General features: G+C 34.9%; 11 protein-coding genes and 1 pseudogene. 1 reads left to right on the top strand and 11 read right to left on the bottom strand.

What is annotated here, in order from left to right; translation table 11 throughout:
* Positions 1–212: 212 nt before the first annotated feature.
* Complete coding sequence (locus V1503_RS21880; protein ID WP_410629141.1) at positions 213–1,829, bottom strand: ATP-binding protein; 1,617 nt, start codon at positions 1,827–1,829, stop codon at positions 213–215.
* A 257-nt stretch (positions 1,830–2,086) separates the two neighbouring features.
* Here V1503_RS21880 and V1503_RS21875 point away from each other — a divergent pair, with 257 nt between their 5' ends.
* Positions 2,087–2,557, top strand: a complete 471-nt coding sequence (locus V1503_RS21875) for a hypothetical protein (RefSeq protein WP_410629140.1) — start codon at positions 2,087–2,089, stop codon at positions 2,555–2,557.
* Positions 2,558–3,109: 552 nt separating this feature from the next.
* Here V1503_RS21875 and V1503_RS21870 read toward each other — a convergent pair.
* From V1503_RS21870 to tatC, 10 genes and pseudogenes are all read right to left on the bottom strand, one after another.
* The gene (locus tag V1503_RS21870; RefSeq protein ID WP_410629139.1) at positions 3,110–3,952 is read right to left on the bottom strand and encodes a DegV family protein; all 843 of its coding nucleotides are present in this window, start codon (positions 3,950–3,952) and stop codon (positions 3,110–3,112) included.
* A gap of 209 nt (positions 3,953–4,161) precedes the next feature.
* A pseudogene (locus tag V1503_RS21865) lies at positions 4,162–6,049 on the bottom strand (LTA synthase family protein).
* Between the two features lie 414 nt (positions 6,050–6,463).
* Positions 6,464–7,129: a response regulator transcription factor gene (locus V1503_RS21860; protein WP_410629138.1), complete on the bottom strand. Its 666-nt coding sequence runs from the start codon at positions 7,127–7,129 to the stop codon at positions 6,464–6,466.
* Between the two features lie 17 nt (positions 7,130–7,146).
* Positions 7,147–8,448 carry an ATP-binding protein gene (locus tag V1503_RS21855; protein WP_410629137.1) on the bottom strand — a complete coding sequence of 434 codons (1,302 nt, stop codon included), beginning with the start codon at positions 8,446–8,448 and terminating at the stop codon, positions 7,147–7,149.
* Between the two features lie 355 nt (positions 8,449–8,803).
* Complete coding sequence (locus tag V1503_RS21850) at positions 8,804–9,841, bottom strand: F510_1955 family glycosylhydrolase (protein ID WP_410629136.1); 1,038 nt, start codon at positions 9,839–9,841, stop codon at positions 8,804–8,806.
* A gap of 482 nt (positions 9,842–10,323) precedes the next feature.
* Positions 10,324–10,530 carry a copper chaperone CopZ gene (gene copZ, locus V1503_RS21845; protein ID WP_214484237.1) on the bottom strand — a complete coding sequence of 69 codons (207 nt, stop codon included), beginning with the start codon at positions 10,528–10,530 and terminating at the stop codon, positions 10,324–10,326.
* A 60-nt stretch (positions 10,531–10,590) separates the two neighbouring features.
* Positions 10,591–13,014, bottom strand: coding sequence for a heavy metal translocating P-type ATPase (locus tag V1503_RS21840; protein WP_410629135.1), 2,424 nt, complete (start codon positions 13,012–13,014; stop codon positions 10,591–10,593).
* 17 nt (positions 13,015–13,031) lie between these two features.
* Positions 13,032–13,352 (bottom strand): metal-sensing transcriptional repressor, encoded by a 321-nt coding sequence (locus V1503_RS21835; protein ID WP_284730432.1) that lies wholly within the window; start codon positions 13,350–13,352, stop codon positions 13,032–13,034.
* Positions 13,353–13,409: 57 nt separating this feature from the next.
* A complete protein-coding gene (locus V1503_RS21830; protein WP_320259477.1) occupies positions 13,410–14,051 on the bottom strand; it encodes a nitrite reductase in 642 nt (213 codons plus the stop codon).
* Between the two features lie 251 nt (positions 14,052–14,302).
* The gene (gene tatC, locus V1503_RS21825; RefSeq protein WP_410629134.1) at positions 14,303–15,067 is read right to left on the bottom strand and encodes a twin-arginine translocase subunit TatC; all 765 of its coding nucleotides are present in this window, start codon (positions 15,065–15,067) and stop codon (positions 14,303–14,305) included.
* Positions 15,068–15,212 lie beyond the last annotated feature (145 nt).

Raw genomic sequence — 15,212 nt, 5'->3', positions numbered from 1 at the left:
TAATGGATGTTATCAATATGCGACAAATTCCAGATACATTCAACGCGTACAATCATACGTATTATTAACCCTCTTAACATTACAGCAAATAACCCCATTCTATATTGCAAGACGGGGTTAACAAAATTATAGTGCTAGTTCTGAGCTAAATTACCGTATTGAAGAACTCTAGTAACTTTCAGTCTACTTATTTTGTATAACACTTATCGATACTAGTTTACAATAGGTAAATATAAGCTAAAGGTGGTCCCTTTATTCTTAATACTTTCTACTATAATTTTCCCTTTCATTTGCTCAATAATTTGATAACATACCATAAGACCAATTCCTGTGCCCTTCTCTTTTAACGAATAAAAAGGTGTGCCCAAGCGATCAAGCTCATCCTGAGTCATTCCAATGCCAGAATCTGTTATCTCAATGCGTACATATGAACTATCTTTTACACATATGACTGATAACTCTCCCTCTGCTTTCATTGCTTCAATGCCATTTTTCATAATATTTAGCAACACTTGTTTCAGTTCCCCTTTATTTCCTTTTACGTAAAGCCCTTCTTCTACATGTTCTATAATCGAGATATTATTTTTCATCAGAGCATATGAGTTCACAATATCAGTAACATTTTTAACGATGTCACTACAATTCACTTCTGCACATTCACCTACATCAGGTTTAGCAAGAGACAAATAGTCATTAATAATCGTTTCTGCCCTGTTTAACTCATTTATCATTAAATGAATAAACTCTCTTTCTTGACTCTTTATATTTTCATTAGCGAGAAAAATCTGAAGAAAACCTTTTACTACCGTCATCGGGTTTCTAATTTCATGAGCGACTGATGCAGCCATTTGACCAATTGCATTCATTTTTTCAGCTCTTTGTAGTTCTTTCTGAAGTTTCGTTTGATGAATAATTTCATCAATTTCACCTATCGCTTTTTCAAACCCATGCAACTGTCGAGTAGCATAAGTTCTTTTTCCAAAATGCTCTGCTGTAACTTGAACACGTTCAAATATCGTTCGTAAATGCCCAACCATACTATTAAATTCATCTCTTAAATATCCTAATTCAGAAGTATCTACATATGATAGCTTTACATCAAAGTTACCTCTACTAACTTGGTAAACCCCTTCAAAAAGCTGTTTTAAAGGATCCATCATCTTAGAAAAACCCCATTGCTGAATCTTTAAGATGATACTAAATAAAATAACAAAACTGATAAATAAAGATATTAGTAAATTCCTCAAGTCCCCTTGAATCTCAGTAGCGTCTAGATCTATAGCTAACACTGCAATTATATTTTCCTCATCGTCGACAATTGGTGTAAAAGCAGTGATCCATAACCCCATTTGATCTTTATATAAGCCTGTTGCAGCACTTTTATTTTCTACTATTGCTGTGGAAAACGCATTGGTATATTCCTTATTATTATGTAAATGGTGTTCGTGCTCTCGATCACCTTGTATATTATGTTCTGAATCTACAATGACATGATAGCTATTGTAATTGTTACGATCAAAATCTAACAGGTAAGCTCTTGAATACATGGAATAGTTTTCATGAATATGATTTAAGAGGTCAATAATGTGAGTTCTTGAAGGGGAATTTATCTCTTGGTTGCTCTTAATTAGAGTAACATCCTCTGGTGCCAATGTTTCCTTCCATAAATTAGATAAATTCATCGCACTTTCAGACAATAATTGAATTGTAGCATTTTTTTGTATTTGGTAGCTAATTACCGCTGTTGCAGTGCCTAAAAAAATGATAAAAACTGATGAAAAGATTAATGTTTTTTTAAAAAAACTCAATCGATGGAATTTATGTATCATCAGAACATCCTTTACAAGTTAGTGTATAGAGTTTTTTTCAACTTCTGCCACATAAATTCCTCTTTTTCATACTATTATTTATAAAAAAACTACTTAATTAACATAATTATCAATTCTTAAACCTAAAAACACCAAAAAATAAAGATTGACATTACCATAATAAGATGTAGACAACTGTCAGTTGCACATTTATGACATCAGGCATTGACTAAATATAAGATAAGCTAATTAATTTTGATGAAAGGAATGACTTAAGGATGTCTGATTGTCGATGTAAAGGAAAAGGAAGTAATGAATTATTTTGTCGCTGTGAAAATACACCTATTTCTTTTAGTGGTAATGGGGTGGGTATACCTGTACCAACACCATTTGTATCTTTAACAACAGCTACTATAATGATCAGTGAGAAGGATTGGGTGGCAAAGGTTGATTCAATGGCTGATATACTCGTTGATGTGGTTGAGGATATACCAAATCCCATCAACTTATTTTATATAGTTGAACGTATTACTGAAAGTACTACAAAAACTCTATGTATATATAACCTCACTGATGATAGGGCTAATCAGCAATATACATTAACTCCTAATAATACAGTCTGTGATGAACCAGGAACAGGATGCCATAAGTACAGATTAACTGTCATCTCAAGTAGTCCACTCCCACAAGGAGTAACACTTGCTTTCAATTGTAGATGCATCAACGTAACTACATTTCAAAAAGGGTAAATAAATATAAGCAATGCCCTACTCTATTTAAAGAGTGGGGTCTTTTTCATGTCATCATGTCAGTGTATTGCATGTTTTATTAATTTGTTAGTGCATTCAAAAAGAATAACTAGCATTACTGGACTGTCTATTGATCTAGTAATATGTATTCATTGAGCACCTCTTCTACTCTCATAGCTCTTCATTCCTAAAAAAATAGGAACGCTCCCTCTAATGACCTCACTACTCAACCCGCTGTTAACTACGTCCTTTACAGTTAACAAACATACATTCTATGATTTTTTATACATTTAAACAAGTACTAACAACGTCTAATTAATAGCTCTAATATGTATAAAAAAAGAGGATATTTGCTCATATAATGAACAGAATATCCTCTTATTTGGTTAGTCTAATTAAAAATATTACGCAGTTATTTCAAAACTAAATTCTTAATCGTACTAACACATTTGTCTTTCCTATATTTTGTTAGTCATTCACTCAATGTATAGAATGGATTAGATTTCTTTCAAATTTACCAATGTTTGAATTTTTTACATAAACGCATTTACTTTACTCAGCAAAATACATAATACTCATAGCACCTGCTCCAGTGTGGAGTGAAATAACAGGGGTTGTATCTACAATTTCAATTTCTTCATACCCAGAGGCATGACTAATCGCTTCTTTTAATTTTCCTGCTAGATCACGTGCATCTGCATGTGCTATACCTACTGCTTTTATGACTTTGCCTTCAACATCCTTAACAAATTGCTTAGTTAAATACTTCACTATTTGCGATTGACTCCTAACTTTACCAACAGGTGTAATACTTCCACCTTCGAGTGAAGATATCGGCTTTATGTTCAGTAAAGAGCCAATAAACGCTTTCCCTTTGCCAATTCTGCCACCCTTTACTAAATTTTCAAGTGTATCAACAGTAAGATATAAAAAACTATTGTTACGAATTTCTGTTAACCTATTCACAATATCATCTACACTTTTACCGTCTGAAGCCATCTTTGCAGCTTCTAACACTTGAAAACTTAAAGCTTTAGAAAGGAACCTCGAATCGACAACAGTCACATTGGCTTTTGATATTTCTGCAGCAGTTTCTGCAGATGCAACAGTACCACTCATACCACCTGTCATATGAATGGAAAGCACATCATAGCCTTCTTCATCTAATCTGTCATATAATTCAACAAATTGTCCTGTAGATGGCTGTGAGCTTTTCGGTAATTGGGCAGCTTGTTTCATTTTATTTAGAAATTCACTAGGTGAAATGTCAATTCTGTCAAGAAAAGATTTCCCCTCTATTGTTATCATTAACGGTACCATTTCAATGCCATATTTTTGTAAAACCTCATCTGAAACATCAATTGTGGAATCAGTCACTATTTTTATTTTTCTCATCAACTTCACTTCCCAACATTTTTACGTCTGTTTCATTATACTTGTAATTATGGTCGATTGATAGGATTTTTAAAAAAATTGTCGAATTAGGGCGTGGCTCTAAGGCTCTTTTCGTAAAACTTTGTTTTTTCACTTATATTAGAGTAACAGATATGTTCGATATGTCTCTCATAATCTTTACGATAGATAGTAACTTATATAAAACCGATTCACTCTTGCTCAGTTAAACCATTTGTTAATGATGTTCCTTCATAAAACCGTAATAAATCCCCGTAGACAATGTTATCGGAGTACTCTAGCTCTTGCCTTGCTTTTTCTTCATAAGGCTCACACTTAGAGCTGTCCGTCTCTTCCCTTGTCTCTTTGTCATAGCACGTAGATTTTGTATATACATAGTTTTCAGTGATAAAGCTTCCATCTCTAAGCACAATAAAGTTTAGTTTATCTTCTGAGAAAATATCAGATCCGAAGTGCACATCATCCTTCGTTTCGACACCTAATAAATGCAGAAGTGTTGGCTTCACATCTAGTTGACCTGATACTTTAGAAATCATTTCTGGATTTTTGTCAGTCACACCCGGTATATGAATAATAAATGGAACCTTTTGTAATTGTACGACATCAAAAGGTGTGATATCTTCCTGTAAAAATTCTCCCATCGCTTTATTATGATTTTCTGAAATACCATAGTGGTCACCATAAAACACGAGAATTGAATTATCATATAAACCTTCTAGTTTTAATTGTTCGACAAAGCTTTTTAATGCTTCATCCATATATCTTACCGTCGGGAAATAACGATTAAGTGTACGACTGTTTGACGTAAATTCATCTACCATTTTATCTTCTGCATCTAGCTCAAATGGGAAATGATTTGTTAGCGTAATAAATTTTGTATAAAACGGTTGAGGTAATGTTTTTAGCTTCTCAACAGATTGATCAAAAAACTCAATATCTTTCAATCCCCAACCAATTGAATTATCTTCGTTCACATCGTAATCTACCAATGAAAAGAAACGGTCATATCCAAGATTAGGATACATGACATCACGATTCCAAAAGCTCTTATTATTTGCATGAAACACTGCAGAATAATAATCTTTTTCTTTTAAGATCTCTGGAGTAGCACGGTACTCATTTTCCGCATTCGTGAAAAACACAGCACCTCTACCTAAAGGGTATAACGAGTTTTCAACTACAAATTCAGAATCAGATGTTTTTCCTTGACCTGTCTGATGGTAAAAATTATTAAAGTAATAGCTTTCTTCAATTAAATCATTTAAAAATGGTGTAATTTCTTCGCCATTAATTGTTTCGTTCATCACAAAGTTTTGCAGAGATTCCATTGAAACCATAATGACATTGCGATCCTTTGCAATACCGAAAAGGTCTTCATCTGGCTTTGTGTAATTCGCATTTAGAAAATTCTCTATCTCAACAAATTCTACTATCCGCAAGTGCTCTTTGGGCTGACGTTTTGGACGTTAACACAAGATCATATAAGTGGTAATTGTATGACCCTATATTTTTTACGAGCATTTCACGATCAAATGTACGAGTTAGCAGCTGCGGGCGTTCTGACTCTGCAAGTCCTAAGTTGAAAAATACCACTACCGCTACAACTAAAAAATAGCCTCTACGTTCTCTGTTTGTAAAAGTTGTTCGTGATGAAAGTTTATGACGATTTCGCATCATGAAATACAATACAACAATGTCAACAAACATCAATATATCTGTAAAATGTAGTAGCTCAAAAATACTATTATCTAAATCTGCTAAATTATTTGTTTGAAAAAGTAAAGGGATTGTAATAAAGTCGGTAAATTCTCGATAATACAACACATTTGCAAATAAAATAAAAGAAACTAAGAGGCTCGTTATGACCAGGTACCTATTACGATGTTTCTCCTTAATAAACATGGCAATCCCAAACAGAATGAGTAAAAAGCTTAATGGGTTAATAAAAAGAATAAATTCTTGTAACCAAGATTCAATTTTTATATCAAAACTAGTTTTATAGACAATATACGTTTTAATCCATAATAATAGTGTTGCTAGAAGTATAAAAGACATCTTAGATAATGATGACGTATTCATATTTTTACTCCTCCATAGTTTATAGCATTGTTTGTTCAAAGGAATCATTCAGTACAATAATTCTTCTGATTCATACTATACAACCTAAATCTTAACTTTTTGATTAGGTAAATATGAAGGATTTCTTAAGATATTCATTTTTAATATTAACATTACCTAACAATACTAAGAAATCATGCACTTAATAAGTTAACTATTATTGGTTTGAATTTATTTACCTTTTACAGGAAACATCATTCAATTAGGCTCTTTTCGTGAAAATTGTTATTATTGTCAAAAAACGACTTGTAAAAGATGTCTTATATGGATTAACATCATAAGAACAGATAGTATTCATGTTTTAATTATTAGTATTAAAACAATTATAAATGTGATAGCAGCCTTGAATTATAGGCGAAACCAAAATGGTCAAGCTTACACCCATTTATAGCCGATTCCCCAGACCGTTTGTAAATGTTCATTGATTGGAAAGCCAGCTTTTTTGCATTTTTCTCTAATGTTTCTAATGTGTGAATCAACCGTTCTATCCTCAGTCTCAGAATCAAATTCCCATACTTGCTCTAAAAGGCTCTCCCGTGTTAATACTGAATTTTTGTTAACTAACAATATCCCAACCAGGTCAAACTCTTTCGGTGTAAGCACAATACTCTCATTACCGTAGGTCAACTGATGATTACTCCTGTCCCATGTAAGGCCATCAACTTCAATCTTGTTATCGGGACTGGTTCTACGTAAAATGGCTTCGATCCTTGCTAACAGAACCGTCTCCTCGAATGGCTTTGTTATATAGTCATCTGCTCCAATTCTTAGCCCTTTAACCATATCAGAGCTTTGTTCCTTTGCTGTAAGCATAATAATGGGCACATCAGAAAAGCTTCGAATTTCTTCAGCAGTGTCCCAGCCATTCATTTCTGGCATCATAATATCTAAGATAACTAAATCTACTTTTTGCTTCACCAAATAGTTGATCGCATCTTGGCCTGAGCGAACGGTTTTACAACAATAGCCATTTGGTTCCAAGTATAACTTGAGTAGCTGTAACATTCTCTGTTCGTCATCTACTAGTAAAATGTCGGGCATTAAGCATAACATCCTCCTTATAAAACAATCTTAAATATAGTCCCTTCACCTATCTTACTCTGTACGTCTATTTCTCCACCGTGACTATCGACAATACCTTTGACTATCGACAATCCTAAACCTGTACCACCAGTTGATCTAGATCTAGATTTCTCAACTCGATACAGCCGGTCCCAAATGAAAGGTAGTTCATTTGCTGGTATGCCTTCACCTTCATCCTTTACTACAATAGTAAGTTTGCCGTCTTGTTTTTTAGCATTAATTTCTACGCTAGAGTGAGATGCTGAATGCTTTAAAGCATTATCTAATAAATTGCTTATCACTTGATCAAATCTGTTTGGATCAATGCTAGCAGTAAGTTTTTCAGGGCAAACAAGCTTTAAGTGAATTTCTTTTTCACTGTATGCCGGCCTAAACTTCTCGACGATGGACGATAGGAATTGATGAAGGTGAACAGCTTGTTGTTGAATCTTAAAAACGTTTTCATCAATTTGTGCTAAGTCGAATAAATCTTTTACTAAGCTAACCACATGCGTGGCTTCCTCCTCAATAATTTTCAAATAATCATTTCGCTCTTTTGAAGTGAGATTAGTTCTCTGTAAAATATCAGCATAGCCTTTAAGATAGGCTAACGGTGTCCTTAGTTCATGTGAAATACTTGATAGAAATTCATTTCGTTCTTTTTTTAAACGCTCTAGCCTATTAGACAGAACATGTATTGCTTTAGCCAAATCACCTAGTTCATCATCTCGATTCGTTTTTAAAAATACGTTATTTTGTCCAGTACTAATCTTTTCAGTCACTTCTTTCATATCTATTAGTGGTTTCGTAATAAACCGTGACAGAAAAAAGATTGTAGCAATGGATAATAATAATGACAACAAACCAATGAAGAGAAATTGATATGTTAAACCGTTAATCATACTTCTTATAGGCTGGGTAGGTGAAAACATAAATACATACCCTTGACGTTGTCCGTCAAATATTACTGGATGAATCGTTGCTAAATACTCTTCTGTTTTCCACTTTTTTTCTAGTAACTCACCATTGTCAGGTACTATTTTTTCTTTACTTTTTTTTATTAACTCTTCTAGTTTAGAGTTAATTGTGTCAGACTGCTCTAAAATCTGAAACTGAGCATTTGTAATGACTACTGCACTAACAGCCTCCGATTCCATTAAAGCAACATGTTTAATTGTTAACTCATCAAAATTTTTTTCTAACACATCTCTATGACTTATACCTCTGCGAAATAAATCATCTGTCTCACTCTGAATACGCTCATTCACTATACCGAAATATAGTAAGAAAAAAATCATAGACTCTATAAGTAATATAAAAATAAAAAAAAGAGCTCCTAATTTTATAGCTAATTTATTGATGAAACCAGCTCCTTTACAGGAAATAGAAACAGACTGTTATTTTTAAGTTCATTCGCAACATAGGATACCCTTATTTGCTTTCGTTGTAAAATGTTCAACATCGTCACAAAATCAACTATAGAACTTATAACAGTCTGTTTTATTTTGGCTCTTGTCAAAACTTTGTTGCTATTGTTACCAAACTAGAACCACAATAATCATATATATACAGTTGTCATCGAGTTACAAAAGAAAAGATGACAAGCTGTATATGGCAACGTAAGGTAAAGTTACAATTCATCCGAAAAATTTACTATTGAATCTTCCCTTCATTTACTAACATCTCCCAATTTTCTGCTCCATTGTTGGAATAAAATACATTCCCGTTGTATGTTATAAAGGCTAGCTCATTGTCATTTTGAGGGTTGGTAGTAAAATACATGACTGCATCCTCATCCATGGAAGGCAACGTAATGATTTCTTCCGTTTCACTATCGAAGGATTTCTTAATAAGATGAGGCTCACCATTATATCCGCCATACCATAACGCTTTATTTGACATGTAGATGGACGTACCTTGCATATTATCTGAAATTAATTCAAATGACTGACCCTTATTAGTTGAGAGGTAGATTCCTTCTTTAGCTGCTACAGCCACTTTATTTGAATCGGTTGGATGGACAGCAATATTTATAATATCTTTACTTAAGCCTTCTGCATCTATCTTCTCCCAATTTTCCGCTAGGTCATCGCTTACATATAACTCACCAGCTTCTTCTAATAAATCATTCGCTTTTGGGTTAGCAACAAAAATTGTCTGACTTTCGTAGCCTACACCCATCACATGAAAATCAACAACTCCTTCTAAAGCTAATGTTTCTAATGTTTGACCATTATCTAAACTACGCTTAATCCCAAAAGGATTAACAAGATTTGAATTTGCAGCTGGATGTCCACTAGCGAAAAAACCTACATCTGCTGCGTTAAAACCCATATAATCATGATTTTCAGCTACTGTTTTATACCATTGGCCATCTTCGTACACTTTCAACCCATCATGAGCTGCAAAATAGATCGCATTTTGATTCCCAGCATATCCCAATCCGTGAACATGCTCTAATGTTCCGTTAAACGGCTCGTAAAAATCGTTATCTGTTATTTTGTTATTTGATGTTTCAGCTTTGTCAGTTTGCTTCTCTTTCTCGTTCTCTTCAGTCACATCATTATCTGTTGCAATTTCAGTATTATTTTGCGCTGAGTCGTCAGGTAGTGCTTCATTCTCATTCTGTCCACACCCAAATAATAATGTAGTAAGTGTCAACAGTGCTATTGTTTGTAGTGTCCTTTTCATATAAATTGTCACTCCTATAAATACAATATTTTCTCTTGGTCCCTATCGGAAACTTCACAGCCATCGTTACAAAAATTAGCTAGGGCAATGTTATGTTGCACAATTGTTGAAGGTATGTCTCCATTTTATAAATGGTCTTTTCGTTAACTTTGTCTTTTTTCACTTACATTAGAGTAACTAATGTGTTTATATGACATTCAAAGTCTTTAGAATAAAAATATGCCCAACGTGTTTAGCTCTCTTATAATTAAAAGCAACAATTAATGCAAAAAACACCTTCATAATTAAACAACCAATAGTACGCGAAAAGCCTTTTCTTATTATAAATAGAAAATAAGGAGATTTTGTGCAGATGCTGAGTAATTATAAGTAAAGAAGGAGGATAAAATGCTCATATAATGAACATGATACCCTCCTTTCATAATTGTATATATTAATACAACAACATGCATTCATCAAATATTACAAAAGATAAAATTGCTTTATTCTACGTCGTATCCTTGATCCTCAACTGCTTCTTTCAATGCTGCTACTTTCACTTGAGCATCATCATATTCAACGTCGACTTTACCGTCTTGAAGAAATACCGTCACGTTATCTACACCTTTAACTTCTGATAATGCTCCCTTTACTGCCTTTTCACAATGACCACATGTCATACCAGATACTTGTAATGTTGTTTTTACCATATATATCCACTCCTAGAATAATATTTTAGTGATGTTCAAAAAGTCTCGTTTTGAACATCATTATATTTTTACTCTCTTCAAGCGAAGGGAGTTTGTCACAACTGATACTGAGCTAAATGCCATAGCTGCTCCTGCTACCCAAGGTGCTAATAAGCCGATGGCTGCAATTGGAATACCTGCTGAATTGTAAGCTAGTGCCCAAAATAGATTTTGACGAATGTTTCTCATCGTTTTTCTACTAAGGTCGATTGCTTTCGGAATTAACGTTAGTTCTCCACCCATTAGGGTTATATCGGCTGCTTCAATGGCAACATCTGTCCCAGTACCGATGGCAATACCGACATCTGCTGTTGCTAGAGCTGGTGCATCATTAATTCCATCACCAACCATGGCAACTTTCTTCCCTTGTTGCTGTAGTTCCTTCACGTGGTTTGCTTTTTCTTCAGGAAGTACCTCTGCAAATACATGTTGTATCCCTACCTGTGAAGCGATAGCTTGTGCCGTTCTTTTGTTGTCTCCTGTCATCATATATACTTCAATACCTTGTGATTGTAGTTTGTCGATAGCTTCTTTTGCTGTTTCTTTTACTGTATCCGCCACTGCAATCACACCAGCCAGCTGTCCTTCTATCGCGATCATCATCGCTGTTTTTCCTTCTTTTTCAAAGGTCTCTAGCTTTTCATTATAAGAATGGAAGTCTACTTGATGTTTGTTCATAAGCTTGCGTGTTCCAGCTAGAACATCTTTCCCTTCAATACGGGCTTCGATGCCATAACCAGGTATTGCTTCAAAATGGTCGATTGCTAGTTCTTTAGCTTGTTTTTCTTTACCATATTCAACGATGGCTTCTGCTAAAGGATGTTCAGATGATTTTTCTGCTGTATATAAGTACGCTAAAACATCTGTATTGTCTGCTTCAAAATCTGTAACAACAGGCTTACCTTTTGTTATTGTTCCTGTTTTATCTAACACAATTGCTTCGATTTTATGAGCAATTTCTAAATGCTCTCCACCTTTAAATAAGATCCCATTTTCGGCTCCTTTACCTGTTCCAACCATAATTGAAGTTGGGGTAGCTAACCCTAATGCACACGGGCAAGCGATAACTAGAACGGCAATCGCTACTTCAATTGCTTGCGGCACATCCCCTGGAGCAACAACCATGATCCATACTAAAAAGGTGACGAGCGCTATTCCAACGACGATTGGTACAAAGTAGCCAGAAATAATATCTGCCATTCTTTGAATTGGAGCTTTTGATCCTTGTGCTTCTTCCACGACACGAATGATACTTGCAAGCGCCGTATCTTTTCCTACTTTTGTCGCCTTCATTTGAATCGTACCATTCTTATTAATCGTTGCACCAATCACACGATCTCCTTCAGTTTTATCGACTGGAATTGATTCACCAGTAATCATTGATTCATCAATTGAAGATCGTCCAGCAACGACTTCCCCATCAACAGGGATCTTTTCACCAGGCTTTACGATAATGATATCGTTTACGACAACTTGCTCAATCGGAACCTTCGTTTCGATGCCATTTCTTATGACAGTCGCTTCTTTCGCTTGTAAATTCAACAATTTTGAAATGGCTTCTGTCGTTCTTCCTTTTGCCAATGACTCAAATAGTTTACCGACTAAGATGAGTGTAATGAGAACTGCACTCGTTTCAAAGTATAAATGCGGCATATACTGTGGATTACCTAGCGTTCTTAATGCTTCCACTACGCTATAAAAATAAGCTGCTGACGTTCCAAGTGCCACAAGAACATCCATATTCGCACTTTTATTTCTAAGTGATTTATAAGCACCTACGTAAAATTGCCAACCGACGTAAAATTGAACGGGTGTAGCAAGTATAAATTGAAACCAAGGGTTCATAATAAATGAGGGCATCGGTATCCCAAGATCCCACGGTGCATGACCGACCATCGAGTAAAGAAGTGGTAATGATAATAATATAGAAATGAATAGTTTCGTTTTCTTTTCCTTAATTTCTTCCTCTTTATGAGATGCCTTTTCTTCTCTTGTTTCCTTCACTTTGGCATCATAGCCGAGCTTTTGAATTTTGCCAATTACGTCATCAACACTAACTAACCCTGGTTGAAACGATAACGCAGCTGATTCAGTTGTCAAATTAACCGTTGCAGCTTCAATACCGTCCATTTTATTTACCACTTTTTCAATCCGCGTGGAGCAGGCAGCACATGTCATGCCGTATATATCAAGGTCTACCTTCTCAGTCTGTACACCGTAGCCAAGTTTGTTAATTTTTGACACTACCTCTTCTGGCTTCACTGTATCACTATTATACTTAACCGTTGCAGCTTCCATCGCCAAATTTACATTCGCTTCCACACCGTCCATTTTGTTTAAGACCTTTTCAATTCGTGTGGAACACGCGGCACAAGTCATCCCTGTTATCCCCAATTTCATCTGGTTTTGGGTCGGGTTTTGTACTAATTGACTCTGCTCGCTCATATTGATCATCTCCATATTTATGATTTAGAGAACTGTTTAATTACTTTCATTAACTCTTCAATTGCTTCATCACCTGAGCCTTCTTTTATAGCGTCTGATACACAGTGATGTGCATGTCGTTCTAATAATTGAAACCCTACATTTTTCAAAGCTGAATTGATCGCAGAGACTTGGATAAGAATATCTACACAATAACGATCATCTTCAACCATTTTTTGAATACCTCGAACCTGTCCTTCTACTCTTTTTAAACGCTTTATTAACTGATCCTTTTCTTTATCACTTCGGGGCGTCGCAAGCATTTTCCCCTCATCATTAACATGACAATCATTATCCATTGTGATCACCTCTTAATTATATAGTATACCCCTGTAGGGTATCTGTCAAGCGGATAATTATCTTTTTTCGAGACCTTCTTCGACCTCCTGCAATAATTGATTAAACCCTACCCGATCTATAAATTTCGCAAAGTGCTCTCTCTTCTTGCCTTGTTGTTGATAAGCTGCTAGTATATCGTCTATTGTTGTAAATAAATCTTCTGGACTAAGTTGGGATTTAAAAAGCTTTGCTATTTTTGCATCAACGCCTTTTGCTTTGCCACCAATGTAAAGATCATAGTGATCTTTATTTTTTATAACCCCAATATCGTTCATTAATGGTTCACCACAAGCATTTTGACACCCTGTATATGCTGGACGAACTGGAAATGGCACTTCTCTCCCAGCAATGCGTTTATTAAGTTCGATAGCTACAGGCATTCCTTCTTCTTCAGCACCCTTACAAAAATTACATGTTCGTAGACTTTTTACGTACATACCGACTGGATAACACGAAAATCCATTGTTCTCTAAATCTGCGACAACTGTATCGACTTTACTTTCTGGAACGTCTATATAGAGTTGTTGAAAGGTCGTGAGCTCTACCTCACTATCTTCCCCAATATGTTTAGCAAGGACCATTAATTGTTTGGAGGTAAGTTTTGCCCCGAAGCCTACACCGCCGTTGACAGCTAATGTGATTAATTTCCCTTTTGTCATATTTCAGTATCTCTCCAATCTTTCATTATGTTAAAGTATCAAGCTTACACTTATAATACTATACCCCCCTACAGTAACTGTCAATGCTTTTATTATTGTTATTTTCGAAAACGATGTAACCACTCTTACAACATTAGAACAGCTAAGTAGATTAATACGCGTCATCGTTGTTCATAATAAAACGTAGCCTTTTGCAGGCAGGGGTTAAGAAAAGAGCCATATAAAGAGCGAAAAAAAAGACCTCTGAGAGGTCATTTTGCAACTTCATTTGACAACATATCTACTTGATCCCGCTCTTCTTTTTTCTGTTTTTTCTTGTATACAATTTTCGAAAGTATTATGCTACATTCATATAAAAATAGTAACGGAATTGTAACTAAGAAGTCAGAAATAAAATCAGGTGGTGAAATAGTAACTGAAATAATAACTAGAACGAAATAAGCGTATTTTCGTACCTTTTGCAAAACATATGGATTGATGATACCTATACTCGTCAAAAACATAACCACAACTGGTAACTCAAACAAGATCGCAAATGGTATCGTCATCGTTAAGACGAATTGAAAATACTTTTCTGCCGTGAACATCGTATCAAACATTTCTTCACCAAGGTTTGTTAAAAAGCCGAAAACAACGTCAAGTATAACAAAATAGCCAAAACACAAACCTAGAATAAATAAAATAAATAAAGCAGGAATATAAGAAAGTGTTATTTTACGCTCCATTGGCTTTAACGCTGGCTTAACGAATAGCCATATTTGTAGTGCCAATATCGGAATTGTGCAAGCAATCGCTAATATTCCAGCAATTGTAAAATAGACCCATAATACTTCACTTGGACCTAATATAACTAACGTAATACTATATGGGTCTAGACCCATTACAAGCCAATTATATATATCTTTAACAAAGATAAATGCTAAAATAAAAAAAATGATAAAAGCCACCATTGTAATAAGTAGTCGTTTTCTTAGCTCATCTAAGTGGTCTACCAATTTCATCTCTTGATCTTCCATCTCCAAACACCCGCCTCAGTTTCATCATCCACATTTCAAGAGGGTGACCCCTGAAGAATCTTCTCTCACAATCCTTTATATGTTGTATATAGGTATCGCCACCTGGAAGGTTATACAATATATAGAGGCTACGAAATCTAATCCT

It is taken from the genome of Nanhaiella sioensis (assembly GCF_046557775.1).
Lineage (GTDB): Bacteria > Bacillota > Bacilli > Bacillales > SM2101 > Nanhaiella > Nanhaiella sioensis.
The sequence above is the reverse complement of the archived record's forward strand: the minus strand, read 5'-3'. Positions and strand labels throughout refer to the sequence as shown.